The organism is Sphingomonas sp., from assembly GCF_017745215.1.
Lineage (GTDB): Bacteria > Pseudomonadota > Alphaproteobacteria > Sphingomonadales > Sphingomonadaceae > Sphingomonas.
Genome location: NZ_JAGHZV010000010.1, coordinates 13608 through 28608, shown reverse-complemented (window position 1 = coordinate 28608; position 15001 = coordinate 13608). Strand labels below are relative to the sequence as shown.

At 69.5% G+C, this 15001-nt stretch carries 13 protein-coding genes; 10 read left to right on the top strand and 3 right to left on the bottom strand.

The window, feature by feature from the left end; all coding sequences use genetic code 11:
- Nucleotides 1–6: 6 nt before the first annotated feature.
- Nucleotides 7–1152: a patatin-like phospholipase family protein gene (locus J7495_RS11800; RefSeq protein WP_294056703.1), complete on the bottom strand. Its 1146-nt coding sequence runs from the start codon at nt 1150–1152 to the stop codon at nt 7–9.
- A gap of 365 nt (nt 1153–1517) precedes the next feature.
- Between J7495_RS11800 and J7495_RS11795 the strand changes: the two genes are divergently transcribed.
- From J7495_RS11795 to J7495_RS11770, 6 genes are all read left to right on the top strand, one after another.
- Nucleotides 1518–2399: a neutral zinc metallopeptidase gene (locus J7495_RS11795; RefSeq protein WP_294056702.1), complete on the top strand. Its 882-nt coding sequence runs from the start codon at nt 1518–1520 to the stop codon at nt 2397–2399.
- Between the two features lie 277 nt (nt 2400–2676).
- Nucleotides 2677–3858, top strand: coding sequence for a YjgN family protein (locus J7495_RS11790; RefSeq protein ID WP_294056701.1), 1182 nt, complete (start codon nt 2677–2679; stop codon nt 3856–3858).
- Nucleotides 3859–3918: 60 nt separating this feature from the next.
- Nucleotides 3919–4995, top strand: coding sequence for a YjgN family protein (locus J7495_RS11785; RefSeq protein ID WP_294056700.1), 1077 nt, complete (start codon nt 3919–3921; stop codon nt 4993–4995).
- 7 nt (nt 4996–5002) lie between these two features.
- Nucleotides 5003–6370 (top strand): M48 family metallopeptidase, encoded by a 1368-nt coding sequence (locus tag J7495_RS11780; protein WP_294056699.1) that lies wholly within the window; start codon nt 5003–5005, stop codon nt 6368–6370.
- A gap of 148 nt (nt 6371–6518) precedes the next feature.
- The gene (locus J7495_RS11775) at nt 6519–7283 is read left to right on the top strand and encodes an alpha/beta hydrolase (RefSeq protein WP_294056698.1); all 765 of its coding nucleotides are present in this window, start codon (nt 6519–6521) and stop codon (nt 7281–7283) included.
- A complete protein-coding gene (locus J7495_RS11770; RefSeq protein ID WP_294056697.1) occupies nt 7265–8017 on the top strand; it encodes a hypothetical protein in 753 nt (250 codons plus the stop codon). The genes J7495_RS11775 and J7495_RS11770 overlap by 19 nt, the downstream gene beginning before the upstream one ends.
- 333 nt (nt 8018–8350) lie before the next feature.
- Here the strand turns inward: J7495_RS11770 and J7495_RS11765 are convergent, their stop codons facing one another.
- Complete coding sequence (locus J7495_RS11765; protein ID WP_294056696.1) at nt 8351–8818, bottom strand: YbaK/EbsC family protein; 468 nt, start codon at nt 8816–8818, stop codon at nt 8351–8353.
- Between the two features lie 184 nt (nt 8819–9002).
- Nucleotides 9003–12113 (bottom strand): PAS domain S-box protein, encoded by a 3111-nt coding sequence (locus J7495_RS11760; RefSeq protein WP_294056695.1) that lies wholly within the window; start codon nt 12111–12113, stop codon nt 9003–9005.
- 209 nt (nt 12114–12322) lie between these two features.
- Here J7495_RS11760 and J7495_RS11755 point away from each other — a divergent pair, with 209 nt between their 5' ends.
- The 4 genes from J7495_RS11755 to J7495_RS11740 are packed head-to-tail and all read left to right on the top strand — an operon-like array spanning nt 12323 to nt 15001.
- A complete protein-coding gene (locus tag J7495_RS11755) occupies nt 12323–12775 on the top strand; it encodes a VOC family protein (RefSeq protein WP_294056694.1) in 453 nt (150 codons plus the stop codon).
- Nucleotides 12772–13833: a nitronate monooxygenase gene (locus J7495_RS11750; RefSeq protein WP_294056693.1), complete on the top strand. Its 1062-nt coding sequence runs from the start codon at nt 12772–12774 to the stop codon at nt 13831–13833. The genes J7495_RS11755 and J7495_RS11750 overlap by 4 nt, the downstream gene beginning before the upstream one ends.
- Nucleotides 13826–14560, top strand: a complete 735-nt coding sequence (gloB, locus tag J7495_RS11745) for a hydroxyacylglutathione hydrolase (protein ID WP_294056692.1) — start codon at nt 13826–13828, stop codon at nt 14558–14560. Before J7495_RS11750 ends, gloB begins: the two co-directional genes overlap by 8 nt.
- A 39-nt stretch (nt 14561–14599) precedes the next feature.
- Entirely contained in the window at nt 14600–15001 is a 402-nt protein-coding gene (locus J7495_RS11740) for a hypothetical protein (protein WP_294056691.1), read from the top strand.

Sequence of the window (15001 nt, the reverse complement as noted above, 5' to 3'; positions counted from 1 at the left end):
CCTGGCTTAGCGTTGGGTGAGGTCGAAGGCGGCGGTCTTGCCCTCGATGATGTCCTGGGCGATCAGCCGCGCGTTCGCCATCGTCTCGGCGACGTCGGCGAGGCCGGCCTGCCAATGCTCGTGCATCGTGCGGCGCGAGAATTCGAAGTCGCGGCTGCCGCCTTCCCAGCGGTTGGCGCGGTAGATGAGCTGGACGAGGCTGACCGGCTTCTCGGCGGCGCGGCGCGTGAGCTCCTGCACGTCGGGGTCGGCCTGGAGCTCGGGCGGCAGCTTGGCGAGCACCTTGCGCGCGAGCTCGCGGTCGCGGCGGCGGCGGATGCGCTCGTCGGAGATCGCGCGGGTGCGGCTGGAGTAGCGGATCTCCTTCTCGCGCGCGAGCACGTCCATGATCGTGCGCGGGCGCTCGGCCTGGGCGGGGAAGAGATCGACCTGGAAGACGAGCATCGTCGCTTCCTGGTTGTCGAGCACATGGGTGAGCGGGGTGTTCGAGACGAGCCCGCCGTCCCACCACAGCGCGCCGTCGATCTCGATCGGCGGCAGCCCGGGCGGGAGCGCGCCCGAGGCCATGATGTGGCGCGCGTCGATCCGGTCGCCGACATGCGTGTCGAAATAGCGGAAGTTGCCGCTCTCGATGTCGACCGCGCCGACCGAGAGGCGGACGGGGCCGTTGTTGAGCAGGTCCCAGTCGACGAGCGTGTCGAGCGTCTTCCGCAAGGGGGAGGAATCGTAGAAGCTGAGCGCCTCCATCGTGCCGGGCACGGCGAAGGCCGGGGGCACGAAGCGCGGGGTGAAGAAGCCCGGCACGCCCTGCACCGCGACCATCGAGGCCGACCATTCGTGGACGAGCTCGCGCATGCCGTCGCCGAGGGGCACGCCGAGGTCGGGGAGCGAGGCGCTGACCGTGTCCCAGAAGGTGCGAAGGCGCTCGAGCCGGCGCTCGGGCGGGTTGCCGGCGAGGATCGCGGCGTTGACGGCGCCGATCGAGATGCCCGCGACCCAGTCGATCTCGATCTGGGCATGGTCGAGCGCTTCGATCACGCCGGCCTGGTAGCTGCCGAGCGCGCCGCCGCCCTGCAGCACCAGCGCCACCGTGTCCGGCAGCGGCAGGGCGGGAGAGCGGCGCCGGGGCTTGCGCGAGTCTGCATCGGCCATGGCGTGGGGCATGGCGCAATGCAGCACGATAGGGAAGGGGCCGACTCAGGGGTTAAACCTAAGTAGGTGGAGGCATCGTTCCAGCCCGCGCGGGCCGCCCTCGCTCCAAGTCGTCATCCCGGCGAAAGCCGGGACCCAGGGCCGCGAGCGATTGCCGGGTCGGCCATGCTCCCAGCATGGCCTGAACAGCGCGGGGCGCTGTTCACCCAGCAATCCTCTGTAACCCTGGGTCCCGGCTTTCGCCGGGATGACGGTTGATGCTGGGCTCGCATCACGATTTCGCCACGGCCAACGCGATTCCAGGGGTGCAACGAAGCCGCGCTTGGCGCATTGTTGCGGAAGAGGAACATCAGGCGGGACCTTCCATGCGGCTGGACGACATCGACCCCACCGAGAATGCGCGCGACCTGGGCAGCGGCGGCGGGGGCGGCGGCTTTCCGCTGCTCGGGCTGCTGCCCTTCTTCCTGAGCGGGCGGATGGGCTGCGGCGGCTTCCTGCTGCTCGCGGTGGTCGCGGCGGTGTACCTGTCGATGGGCGGCGGCGGGCTGGTCTCGACCGGCGCGGGGCCGGGGACGGTCAGCACCACCGCCGGGGAGAGCGGCTCGGGAGTGTGCAACACGCCGGCGCGGCTGGAGGCGTGCAAGGTGATGCACAGCGCCGACCTCACCTGGGCGGCGATCTTCCGGAAGACCGGCAAGCAGTACGAGCCCGCGACGATCTATTTCTACACCGGCGGCGCCAATTCGGCGTGCGGCTTCGCCTCGTCGGCGGTCGGGCCCTATTATTGCCCGGGCGACGACGGCGTGTACCTCGACACCGCCTTCTTCGACGAGCTGGCGCAGCGCTTCGGCGCGAAGGGCGACTTCGCGCGCGACTATGTGATCGCGCACGAGATGGGGCACCATATCCAGGACCTGCTCGGCATCTCGGACGAAGTGTCGCGGCGCCAGGCGGCGGCGGGCGAGACCGAGGCGAACAAGCTCTCGGTGCGGCTGGAGCTGCAAGCGGATTGCTTCGCGGGGGTGTGGGCCTCGTACAACAAGGACCGGCTCGAGCCCGGCGACATCGAGGAAGGCCTGACCGCCGCGCACGCGATCGGCGACGATACCCTTCAACGGGAGGCGCAGGGGACGGTGATGCCCGACAAGTTCACCCACGGCACGTCCGAGGAGCGGATGCGCTGGCTGAAGCGCGGGCTGGATTCGGGCGATCCGGGGCAATGCGACACGTTCAGCGGGGCGATTTGAGCTGAAACCTCAAATCCTCCCCTGGAAGGGGAGGTGACAGCCCGCAGGGCTGACGGAGAGCTACCCCTCCACCACCGCTTCGCGGCGGTCCCCCTCCCCTTCCAGGGGAGGATTTGAACGCTGCCACGCACGGAAGCGTCGAAAACCGGGTGTCGCTAAAGGTCAGGATTTCGGACACCCTGCTCCGAAATCGATCGGAATCCCCTTTGCCGCCAGTCGATTGGCCTTGACGCTGGCCACCCCCATGCGTTGAATCCGGCGCCGAGGGGGAGTTCGCATGGACAAGGGGGAGGCGGCGCCGCGCGCGTTCGAATTCCATGGGCATTGGCGCGAGTTCGCGGGAATCGCGTTCACCAACCTGCTGCTCACCATCGTGACGCTGGGCGTCTATCTCTTCTGGGCGCGTGCCCGCGAGCGACGCTACCTGTGGAGCCAGACGCGCTTCATCGACGACCGGCTCGAATGGACCGGCACCGGGCTCGAGCTGTTCCTCGGCTATGTCATCGCGATCCTCGTCATCGTGGTGCCGCTGTGGGCGCTGCAGATGACCGCGAGCATCCTGATCACCCGCGGCGAGATGGCGGGTGCCTTCGCGCTGGGCATCATCCTGTACCTGCTCGCGCCCTATCTCATCGGCCTCGCGGTGTTCCGGGGCCTGCGCTATCGCCTCAGCCGCACCTTCTGGCACGGGATCCGCGGCGGCACCGACCAGCGCGGGCTCGGCTATGCGCTCGCGAACCTGTGGCGGATGATCGTCGCATATTTCCTGCCGGGGCTGCTGCTCCTCGTCGGCATCTACAATCTCACGCCCCAGGCGGCGATGATGGGGGAGGGCGCTTCCTGGCAGACCGGCGTGGTCTTCCTGATCGCGGCGTTCGGCCTCTCGCTGCTGGTCCCCTGGTCGCAGACGAGCACGTGGAACCTGCGCTGGGGCGCGATGAGCTTCGGACCCTATCCCTTCGGCGCGACGGCGCGTTACCAGCCGCTGATCTGGCGCTTCCTGCTCTATTACCTGCTGCCGATCGTGCTCCTGGCGGGGTTGTTCGTCTTCTTCGTGACGCTGGGCGCGACGGGATCGATCGACAAGGCCGTCTCGACGATCGCCGTCGCGGCGGTGGTGTTCTACTTGGTGTTCTTCGTGCTGCTCGGGCTGGTCGCGCTGTTCTATTATGCCGCCTTCTACCGCGAGGCGATCCGCGCGCTGTCGCTCGGCGAGCTCGAGTTCGAATTCGACGCGACGACGTTCGACTGGTTCCGGCTGATGGTGGTGAACACCGCGCTGGTGATCTTCACGCTGGGGATCGGCGCGATCTTCCTGAGCTACCGCAACTGGCGTTTCTTCATCCGCCACCTGAACGCCTACGGGAACGTCGACCTGCTGCAGATGACGCAGTCCGAGACGCGGCGGCCGGGGCAGGGCGAGGGGCTGCTCGACGCCTTCGACATGGGGGCGTTCTGAGCGGTCTTGACGGTGTAACAGGGCTGGCGTTGAACAGGTACGTGAAGGGGGCAGGGTGACATGGACGAAAATTTGGACAGGGCGCGGGCCTTCGGGTTCCACGGCGACTGGCGAGAGTTCGCGCCGATCGCCTTCACCAACCTGCTGCTCACCATCGTGACGCTCGGCGTCTACACCTTCTGGGCGCGGGCGCGCGAGCGGCGCTACCTTTGGAGCCAGACGCATTTCATCGACGACCGGCTCGAATGGACCGGCACCGGGTTCGAGCTGTTCCTCGGCTATGTGATGGCGATCCTGATCTTCGGCATTCCGCTGGGCGGGCTGTCGTTCCTCTTCCAGATCCTCGTGGCGCGCGGCGAGGCCGGCTATGGCGGGCTGCTGTTCGTCTCGCTCTACCTGCTCGGCATGTACCTGGTCGGCGTCGCGATGTTCCGCGCGCTGCGCTATCGGCTGAGCCGCACCTTCTGGCACGGCATCCGCGGCGGCAGCCATTCGCAGGGCTTCGGCTACGGCCTGTCGCATGTGTGGCGGAACATCGTCGGCTCGCTCGTCTTCGGCTTCCTCGTGCCCTGGGCGATGACCAGCCTGTGGAACAAGCGCTGGAACCAGATGAGCTTCGGGCCGGACGACTTCTACAGCGAGGCGAGCTCCTCGCCGCTGATCGGGCGCTACCTGCTCTATTACCTGCTGCCGATCGTGCTGTTCGTCGGCGCCTTCATCGCCGCTGCGGTCCTCGGCCCCGATGCGGCCGCGCGGCGCGAGGATGCGGCGGCGAACGGGCTTGCCGTGGGCATCATCATCTACATCCTCTTCTTCGTGGTGATGGGGCTGATCGCGCTCTTCTATTATTCGGCCTATTTCCGCGAAGTGATCGGCTCGCTGACGCTGGGCGACCTGCAGTTCGAGTTCGACGCGACCACGGCCGACTGGTTCAAGCTGATGGTGGTGAACATCGCGCTGGTGGTGTTCACGCTGGGGATCGGATCGATCTTCCTCGGCTATCGCAACTGGCGCTTCTTCATCACGCACCTCAATGCCTATGGCACGGTGAACCTCGACGAGATGACGCAGTCCGACACGCGCGCGCCGGGGCAGGGCGAGGGGCTGCTCGACGCCTTCGACGTGGGGGCCTTCTGAGATGCGGATGCGGGTCTGGTACGAGGACGGTCACAGCGCGGCGCGGTTCACGCGGTGGCTGCGCGCCGAGGGTGGCAGCTTCTTCCTGACCGAGGACGGGCTGGAGGACGGGCCCTATGCCTTCGCCGACCTTGTGCCCGCGGGTAGGGCCGACGGGCTGCCCGTCTATGGCCATGCCGCGCGGCCGGGCTGGCGGATCGGGCTCGAGGAGGATGCGCCCGAAGCGATCGCTGCGCAGCTGCCGCAACCGAAGCCCGCACCTGGGCCCGCACCTGTTTCCGCGGCCACGTCGATGCGCCCGCTCGCGCCCGATGCCCTGCTCGGTGAGAATGTCCGCGTCTGGCATTATGACGGGCTGAGCGCCGTGAAGCAGATCCGCACCCTTTATCCGCGCGGCGACCAGTTCGTGCTCGCCGAAGGGATGTTCGAGACCGAGCCCCATGCCTTCAAGGACCTCGTCTCGATGGGCGCGACCGGCGGCGCGGCGCAATATGGGCTGCGCAAGCGGCCGGGCTGGAAGATCGGGCTCGACGGCGAGCCGCCCGCGGGGATCGCGGCGATGCTGCCGGGCGCGAAACGCTATGGCGGGGTGATCGACCGGATCGGGCTGGTGCCTGCGGTGATCGTCTTCGCGGTGCTCTCGGTGCTCGTGGTGGTGGCGGTGCTGATGTCGCCGCCGCTGATCGCGAGCGCGATCCCGCGCTCGACCGAGCGCGAGATGGGCGACCTGATGATCGGCGACGTCGGCACGCGGGCCTGCCACACCAAGGACGGCGACGCGGCGCTGGCAGCGCTGGAGCAGCGGATCGGCGCGCCGAACGGCGTCGACATCCGCGTGGTCAGCATCCCGATCCCCAACGCGGTGACCTTCCCGGGCGGGCATATCCTGGTATTCAGCGGGCTGCTCGACCAGGCGGCCTCGGCGGACGAAGTCGCGGGGGTGCTGGGGCATGAGATCGGCCATTACGAGCATCGCGACCCGCTCGAGGGGCTGATCCGCGACCTGGGGCTGAGCGCGGTGTTCCAGGGCATGAACGGCAATGTCGCGGGGCTTTCGCACGCGGTGCTGGGCGCGAGCTATTCGCGGAACGCCGAGGCGCGGGCGGACAGCTATGCGATCGAGACGCTGCAGAAGCACCAGGTCTCGACCAAGGGCGCGGCGGACTTCTTCCGGCGGATGGAGAAGGAAGAGAAGGAACTGGGCGCGCACGGCGTGATCCAGGGCTATTTCGCGAGCCATCCGGGCTCGGCGAGCCGCGCGGCCGAGTTCGACAAGGGCGATGTGAAGGGTGCCAGGCCGGTGCTCGACGCGGAGCAATGGCGCGCGCTGCGCCACATCTGCTCGGGCGTGAAGCCGGGGAGCTTCTTCTTCTAGCGATCAGAGCCGTCATCCCGGCGAAAGCCGGGACCCAGGGTTATAGGGGACGTCGCTCGTGGCCCTGGGTCCCGGCTTTCGCCGGGATGACGTTGAACGCGCTTGGGGATGCTTCCCTTCATCCTCCGCGCCACCTAGACTGCGCCGCATGACCGACGCGACGACCGAGACCGCCGACCCCGAAGCCGCCGCCGCGCCGCGGCTCGCCTATCATCTGACCCCGGGCGAGGGGCCGACCGTGATGTTCCTCCCCGGCTACGCCTCGGACATGACCGGCACCAAGGCGACTGCGCTCGAGCAATGGGCGCAGGCGAACGGCCGCGCCTATCTGCGCTTCGACTATGCCGGCTGCGGCGCGAGCGAGGGCAGCTTCGAGGACCAGACGCTGGTCGGCTGGCGCGACGACGTGCTGCGCCTGATCGACACGGTTGTCGAGGGGCCGGTGCTGCTCGTCGGCTCGTCGATGGGCGGGTGGATCATGCTGATGGTCGCGCTCGCGCGGCCCGATCGGGTGTGCGGCATGGTGGGGATCGCGCCGGCGCCCGACTTCACCGACTGGGGCTTCAGCCACGACGAGAAGATGACGATGCTCCAGACCGGGCGGCTCGAGCGGCCCTCGGGCTATTCGGACGCGCCGATGGTCACCACCCGTGCCTTCTGGGCCTCGGGCGAGGCCAACCGTATCCTGATCGGCGCGATCGAGACGCGCGTGCCGGTGCGGATCGTCCACGGCCAGATGGACTTTGCGGTCGCCTGGCAGCGCAGCCTCCGGCTGGTCGAGCTGCTCCGTTCATCGGACGTGCAGGTCACCCTGATCAAGGACGGCGACCACCGCCTCAGCCGCGAGGCGGACATCGCGCTGATCGAGCGCGCGATCGAAGATGTGAGCCGCCGATGTTCCTTGCCTTCCTGACGATGCTCCAGCCCGCGCTGCCGCTGCCCGTTCCCTGGAACGAGGATGCGAAGGCGAGGCTGACCCAGTGCCTGAAGCTCGCGGCCACCGATGCGCCGGCCGCGGCGGCGGATGCGGCGAAGTGGCAGGCCTCGGGCGGCAGCTATTTCGCGCGCCAGTGCCTGGGCGTGGCGCTCGCCAACCAGCAGCGCTGGACCGAGGCGGCGACGGCGTTCGAGGCGGCGGCGAAGGATGCCGATGCGGCGCGCGATCTCGTCGCGGCCGATTGCTGGGCGAAGGCGGGCAACGCCTGGCTGGCGGCGGGCGAGGCGGAGAAGGCACGCGGCGTATTGGATGCGGCGATCGCTTCCGGCGGGCTGGTCGGCAATTCGCTGGGCGAGGCCTATCTCGACCGGGCGCGGGCCCGCGTTGCCTCCGGCGACAGCCAGGGCGCGCGCGACGACCTCGACGAAGCGACGCTCAACGCGCCCGACGATGCGCTCGGCTGGCTGCTGCAGGCGACGCTGTCGCGGCGAGTGAATGACCTGCTGAAGGCGGACAAGGCGATCCGCGAGGCGCTGAGGCTGGCGCCGGGCGAGCCCTCGATCCAGCTCGAGGCGGGCAATGTCGCGGCGATGCGCGGCGACGAGCCCGGCGCGCGCGCGGCATGGAGCCAGGTGATCGAGCTGGCGCCGGGGACGCCGATCGCCGATGCGGCGCGCAATGCGCTCAGCCAGTTCGGCGCGGAGAAGTAGAGAGTCTCTCGCGTTCACGCCGCAAACCGACACGCTGAACTTGTTTCAGCATCCAACTCTCCTCCGGGCGGCATCCCTCGTGACGCGTTGGACCCTGAAACAAGGGCGTGTCATCAATTGCGCTTCGAGAGCAGGTGGAACGGGAGCGCCGCTGCCTTTCGAGTCGTCATCCCGGCGAAAGCCGGAACCCCGGGCCGCGAGCGATGCCTTTGTAACCCTGGGTCCCGGCTTTCGCCGGGATGACGGCGGTAGGAGCGCCGAAACCCGCTCGGCGCTTGAGGACACGCCCAAGCTCAGGGTGACAGTTCTGGAGGCGAGGGCGGTTCTCCGCGCTCACTCCGGCAGCTTGCAGATGTCGACCCAGCCCTTCGACACCAGCGCCGCGAGCCGGTGAGGCTCGACTTCGACCGAGCTGACCAGCGAGCCCGCCGCGGGGAAGACCGTGGCGAAGCCCTGGAGCGAGACGTCGCAGTGCACGTCGACCGGCGTGGCGAGGCCGAAGGGGCAGACGCCGCCGACGGCATGGCCGGTCACCGCGAGCGCGTCCTCGGGGTCGAGCATCCGCGGGCGCGCGCCGAACGCCGCCCTGGACTTGGCGTTGTCGATCCGCGCATCGCCGCGCGCGACCACGAGCACGACCCTGTCGTCGAAGCGCAGCGCCAGCGTCTTGGCGATGCGCGCGGGCGCGACCCCGAGCGCGTCGGCGGCTTCGGCGACGGTGGCGGTGCTGCGGCTGTGCTCGATGATCGCGAGGTCCGGCGCATGCTCGGCGAGCCAGGCGCGCGCGCTTTCGATGCTCATGATACACCAGCCTCCATTCGCAGACGCGTCTTCCTATAACCGCCATCCCGGCGAAAGCCGGGATCCAGGGGGGCAGGCGACGTCGCTCTTGGCCCTGGGTCCCGGCTTTCGCCGGGATGACGACCGATGGGGTGGATGCCCCGATCCGGACCGAGCGATAGCAGCGGCCCCGAACGCAGGCGAGTCAGCCTTCGGCGGCCAGCGCTTCGTTGAGGCGGGCGCGGAGGAAGGCGAGGCTGGCGGCGAAGGCGCCGTCCTGCGCTTCCTCGAAGATGTAGCGATCGACGATCCGCGCGGCGTCGCCGAGCGTGCGATAGCCGAACATCGCCGCGGTGCCCGCGAGCTGGTGGCTGTGGCCGCGGATGTCGTTCCAGTCATGGTCGTCGCCGGCGTCGACCGCCGCGGCGAGCATCGCCTCGAGCGTGACCATGCGCGCGCGGAACTGCGGGCGGAGCTCGGCGAGCGCGGGATCGAGGTTGGGCGCCATCGCGACCGCGGGAATGCGGACCCAGCGGCGCAGCATCCGCGTGAGCGCGGTGATGTCGATCGGCTTGGCGAGATGGCCCTGCATCCCCGCGAGCAGCGCGGCCTGGATGTCCTCCTGATAGGCGTTGGCGGTGAGCGCGACCACGGGCAGCTGCTCGGGGGCGATCCCGACCTCGCGGATGCGGCGGACCGCCTCGAAGCCGTCGGTCTCGGGCATCTGCAGGTCCATCAGCACGAGGTCGTAGCCGCGCCCCTCGGCCTCGGCGGCGAGCACGGCGGCGATCGCCTCGGTGCCGTCGGCGGCGATCTCGCACTCGACGCCGAGCTGGCGGAGCACCGCGCGGACGAGGTGCTGGTTGATCGCATTGTCCTCCGCCACGAGCACGCGCGCCGCCATCGGGCCGGTCTCGGGCGTCTCGGGCGCGTCGGCAGGGGCGGGCGCAGGCGCCTCGGCCTCGACGAGCGGCAGGATGAGCGTGAAGCACGAGCCCTTGCGCAGCTCGCTCTCGAGCGTCATCTCGCCGCCCATCAGGTGCACGAGCCGGTCGGCGATCGAGAGGCCGAGGCCGGTGCCGCCGAAGTTGCGTGCGGTCTCCTCGTCGGCCTGGACGAATTCGGCGAAGATCATCTCCTGCCGCTCGGGCGCGATGCCGATGCCGGTGTCGCGCACCGAGACGAGGAGGCGCGGCTCGAAGCCGGCATAATCGGCCTTCGCCTCGACCTGGACGCTGCCTTCGTTGGTGAACTTGACGGCATTGCCGACGAGGTTGGTGACCACCTGGCGCAGCCGCAGCCCGTCGCCGTGGATCCAGCGCGGCAAGTCGGGCGCGAGCGCGACGCTGAGCGCGATGCCCTTCTGCTTGGCCACCGCCTCGAACAGCTCGACCGAGCGCATCAGCGCGTGCGGCAGCTCGACCGATTCGTCGATGATCGCCATCTGCCCCGCCTCGATCTTCGAGAGGTCGAGGATCTCGTTGAGGATGCGCATCATCGCGCGGCTCGATTCGGCGATCAGCCGGGCATAGTCGCGCTCGTCGTCGGGCAGGTTGCCGTCGAGCAGCAGGTCGGCGAAGCCGAGCACGCCGTTCATCGGCGTGCGCAGCTCGTGGCTCATGTTGGCGAGGAAGCGCGACTTGGCGAGCGCGGCGCTCTCCGCACGCTCGCGTTCGCGCTCGAGCTCGGCCTCGAGCGCCTTGCGCGCGCTGATGTCGCGCAGCGAGGAGACGATCTCGAGCGGCTTGCCGGTGACGGCCTCGCGGACAAGCTGGCTGCTGGCCTCGATCCATACCCAGCCTTCGCGTACTGCATGGCGCGCGCGATAGGTGATCACCGCGCGGTCGAGCTGGCCCATCGCCATGCGGCCGAAGCCTTCGGAGACCATGCCGCGGTCGTCGGGATGGAAGCGCGCGAGCATGTTGCGGCCGACGACATGCTCGGGCTCGTAGCCGAACACGTCGCGCACCGAGGGGGTGACGAACAGGCAGGTGCCGTCGAGCGCGAGGCGGAACACCGCGTCGGAGACGTTGCTCGCGAAGAGCTGGAGATGGTGCTCGCTCTCGACGAGCGCGCGCGCGTCGGCGCGCTGGTCGGTCACGTCGCGGAGGTTGCCGCTCATGCCGGTATAAGTGCCGTCGGGGGCGTGCATCGGGCGGATGCTGACCTCGGCGATCCGCGGCACGCCGTCGGCGCGGACGAAGGGGAGGTCGAAGCGCATATGGTCGCGCTCGCCGGTGCGCAGCGGCTCGAGGATCGAATCGGCGCCCTCCTGGACTTCGGAGGCGAGCCATTCGCGCCAGTTGCGCCCGAGCGACTGCTCGACCGGATAGCCGGTCAGCTCGGTCCAGGCGGGATTGAGCAGCGTCCAATGGCCCTCGGCATCGGTGCGGAACACCACTTCGCGGATCGTGTCGAGCGTCGAGCGCAGCAGGTCGCGGCCCTGGGCGAGCGCCTCGCGCGTGCCGCGCAGCTCGCGGACCGCGGCGGCCAAGGGGAGCGAGGAGGCGAAGGTGGTGAGCAGGAAGACCTGGAGCACGAAGATCTTCTCGCGCAACGGCCCTTGCACGATGTGGATCGGGCCATGGTCGAGCCCCGTCGCGATCGAGGCGATCGCCGTGACGATCAGCGTCGAGACCGCTGCTCCCGAGATCCCCAGGCGGAAGCCGGCGAGCAGCACGAAGGGCGCGGCGGCGAACAGCATCGGGTAGCGCTGCTGGCTGAACACCGCGAGCGTCAGCAAGGTGCCCGTGCCGAGGATCGCGGTCCAGTGGATCACATCGTGCCGCGTCACGCGGGTCCGCGTCTGGAGCGCCTTGGCGAGCACGAGCAGGATCGGCGTGATCATGAGATTGCCGAGCCCGTCGGTAAGCGCCCAGGCCGCCCAGGTGGTGACGAAGCTCGAAGGGCTTGGATCGGCGACCATGATCGCCGCGACCACGCCGGTGAAGACGGGGGCGAACACGCCGGCGATGCCCACGAAGCGCAGCAGGTCGCTCGGCGTGCCGAGATCGGGCACGCGGCGCGCGCGGCCGAGCAGCACCAGTGCGGCGAGCGTCACTTCGAACATGTTGCAGGCGCTGAGCCCCGCCGCGCGCCACGGCACGCCGCCGGCGGCGATCCCCGCGGTGACGTTGGCGATCATGCACAGCAGGACGTAGAGCCAGAGATGCTCGCCCCGGCGCCAAAGCAGCGCGGCGAGCAGCACGCCGTTGGGGAACCAGAGCGCGGCGATGTGCGCGGTGTCGAGCGTCAGCACGGTGCTGATCGAGGCGAGCGCGCCGAAGACGAGCGCGACGAGCAGCGCCTCGGCCACGGCCCTCAGGCCTGGGGCGGATCGGAATCCGGCATCGGCGCTCGCTGCACTCACAATCGCCTCGGGATTTGCGGAGGATTTCGCCTTATCATCCAGCCTGATCGTGCCAATCCCGTAGAAACACAGCGGACATATGCCGCGAGGGGGGCGGGGAGTAGGCGAATCGCCCGCCTGCGCCTATCTCGGCGGCACGTTCGAGGAGGCTGCCGATGAAATATCTCCACACGATGATCCGCGTCACCGATCCCGATGCGACGATCCGTTTCTTCGAGCTGCTGGGCCTGAAGGAAGTCCGGCGGATGGAGAGCGAGCGCGGGCGCTTCACGCTGATCTTCCTCGCCGCGCCGGAGGACATCGCCGCCGACGGCGAACGTGCGCAGGCCGAGGTGGAGCTGACCTATAATTGGCCCGCCGAGGACGGCAGCGCCGGCGAGGCCTATGGCGGTGGGCGCAACTTCGGGCACCTCGCCTATCGCGTCGACAACATCTACGAGACCTGCCAGCGGCTGATGGACGCCGGCGTGACGATCAACCGCCCGCCACGCGACGGGCACATGGCGTTCGTCCGCACGCCCGACGACATCTCGATCGAGCTGCTGCAGGACGGCCATCTCGAGCCCGCCGAGCCCTGGACCTCGATGCCGAACACGGGCGTGTGGTGAACTGGCCGAGCCAGCGCTTCCTCGACCGACTCGGCGCCGCGGTGCCGATCGTGGCGGCGCCGATGGCGGGCGCGGCGGGGGTGGCGCTGGCGGTGGCGGCGATCCGTGGCGGGGCGGTGGGCTCGCTGCCCTGCGCGATGCTGACGCCCGAGCAAGTGCGGGCGCAGGTCGCCGAGGTGCGCGCGGCGGCGTCCGGGCCGCTCAACCTCAATTTCTTCTGCCACACGCTGCCCGAGCCGGCGCCTGACGAGCGTGCGTGGCGCGCGCTGCTCGCGCCTTATTATGCCGAGGAGGGCGTCGAGCCCGGCCCGCCGCCGGCGCTGCGCCGGCCGTTCGACGCGGCGATGGCCGAGGCGGTGGCCGAGGTGCGGCCCGCGATCGTGAGCTTCCACTTCGGGCTGCCGGAGCCGACGCTGCTGGCGCGGGTCCGCGGTGCTGGGTCGAAGGTGTTCGGCAATGCGACGACGCGGGCCGAGATGCACTGGCTGGCGGCGCAAGGCGTCGACGCGGTGATCGCCCAGGGTGCCGAGGCGGGCGGGCATTCGGGCTGGTTCCTCGGCGAGCGCCACGTGCCGGTTTCGCTCGCCGAACTGCTTGCCCAGCCGATGGACGTGCCGGTGATCGCGGCGGGCGGGATCGTCGACGGCGCGGGGATCGCCGCGGCGCTGCGGGCCGGCGCGGCGATGGCGCAGCTCGGCACCGCCTATCTCGCGACGCCCGAGAGCCGGATCCCGGCGCCGTTCCGCGCGCTGATCGGGGCCGAGGGATCGCGCGATACCGCCTTCACCAACCTCTTCTCGGGCCGCGAGGCGCGCGGCATCCGCAACCGGCTGATGCGCGAGCTCGGGCCGGTCAACGCCGCGGTGCCGGCCTTCCCGCACGGCTCGACTGCGCTGGCACCGCTGCGGGCCAAGGCCGAAGCCGACGGGCGCGGGGATTATTCGCCACTCTGGGCGGGGACGCGCGCGGCCGAGGCCCGCGTGATGCCCGCCGAACAACTGACGCGCACGCTCGCCGCCGAAGCGCGGGCGGCGCTGGGAGATACCGACCATGGCTGAGCTCGAGATCGTCCGCATTCCCGCGCTGAGCGACAATTACATCTGGCTCGTCCACGATCCCGAGAGCGCCGAGACGATGGTGGTCGATCCCGCCCAGGCCGAGCCGGTGTTCGAGGCTGCGGATGCGCGTGGATGGCCGATCACGGCGATCTGGAACACGCACTGGCACCCCGACCACACCGGCGGCAACGCCGGGATCAAGGCGCGGACGGGCTGCGAGATCATCGCGCCTGCCGCCGAGCGCGAGCGCATCCCGACGGCCGACCGGCTGGTGAAGGAAGGCGACGAAGTGCGGCTCGGCGCGCATGTCGCGCGAGTGATGGAGGTGCCGGCGCACACCGCGGGGCATATCGCCTATCACTTCGCCGCGGACGGTGTGGTGTTCGTGGGCGATACGCTGTTCGCCATGGGCTGCGGGCGGCTGTTCGAGGGGACGGCCGGGCAGATGTTCGCCAACATGCAGCGGCTCGCGGCGCTGCCGCCCGAGACACGAGTCTATTGCGCGCACGAATATACCCAGTCGAACGGGCGGTTCGCGCTGGTCGCCGAACCCGACAACGAAGCGATCCGCGCGCGGATGGCCGAGGTCGACCGGATGCGCGCGGCGGGCGAGGCGACGGTGCCGACGACGATCGCCGCCGAGCTCGACACCAATGTTTTCATGCGCGCGCGCGACGCCGTTCAGCTTGCAGAAAGGCGCGCTGGCAAGGATGCGTTCAGGGGATAGGTGCGCGCCGCGCGCACCGGGGCGAGTCAGGAGGAAGCCATGATCCGTATCGCCATGATCGCAGCGGTGCTCACCGGCTCGCTGGGCGCCGCCGGCCAGAGCCGCGTCGAGGAACGCCAGGCGGCCGAGCTCGCCAAGTCGCTCGAAGGACTCTCCGCGGGCAAGCCGACCAGCTGCATCAATCCCGACCAGGTGACCTATACCCGCAAGTACAAGGACACGATCGTCTATGTGCAGGGCCGCAGCAAGCTCTGGGTGAACCGGACCAACGCCGGCTGCGACGGCCTGATCCGCGACGACATCATCGTGTGGAAGAGCCCGATCCACCAATATTGCAAGGGCGACATGATCCAGACGCGATCGCGCAGCGGCGGCTTCTTCACCGGCGCCTGCTCGCTGGGCGAATTCGTGCCCTACACCAAAGAGAAGGGGAGGAACTGA

Coding starts and splice junctions, on each gene's coding strand:
- J7495_RS11800 (WP_294056703.1), bottom strand. CDS start 1,152: ATGGCCGATGCAGACTCGCGCAAGCCCCGGCGCCGCTCTCCCGCCCTG.
- J7495_RS11795 (WP_294056702.1), top strand. CDS start 1,518: ATGCGGCTGGACGACATCGACCCCACCGAGAATGCGCGCGACCTGGGC.
- J7495_RS11790 (WP_294056701.1), top strand. CDS start 2,677: ATGGACAAGGGGGAGGCGGCGCCGCGCGCGTTCGAATTCCATGGGCAT.
- J7495_RS11785 (WP_294056700.1), top strand. CDS start 3,919: ATGGACGAAAATTTGGACAGGGCGCGGGCCTTCGGGTTCCACGGCGAC.
- J7495_RS11780 (WP_294056699.1), top strand. CDS start 5,003: ATGCGGGTCTGGTACGAGGACGGTCACAGCGCGGCGCGGTTCACGCGG.
- J7495_RS11775 (WP_294056698.1), top strand. CDS start 6,519: ATGACCGACGCGACGACCGAGACCGCCGACCCCGAAGCCGCCGCCGCG.
- J7495_RS11770 (WP_294056697.1), top strand. CDS start 7,265: ATGTTCCTTGCCTTCCTGACGATGCTCCAGCCCGCGCTGCCGCTGCCC.
- J7495_RS11765 (WP_294056696.1), bottom strand. CDS start 8,818: ATGAGCATCGAAAGCGCGCGCGCCTGGCTCGCCGAGCATGCGCCGGAC.
- J7495_RS11755 (WP_294056694.1), top strand. CDS start 12,323: ATGAAATATCTCCACACGATGATCCGCGTCACCGATCCCGATGCGACG.
- gloB (WP_294056692.1), top strand. CDS start 13,826: ATGGCTGAGCTCGAGATCGTCCGCATTCCCGCGCTGAGCGACAATTAC.
- J7495_RS11740 (WP_294056691.1), top strand. CDS start 14,600: ATGATCCGTATCGCCATGATCGCAGCGGTGCTCACCGGCTCGCTGGGC.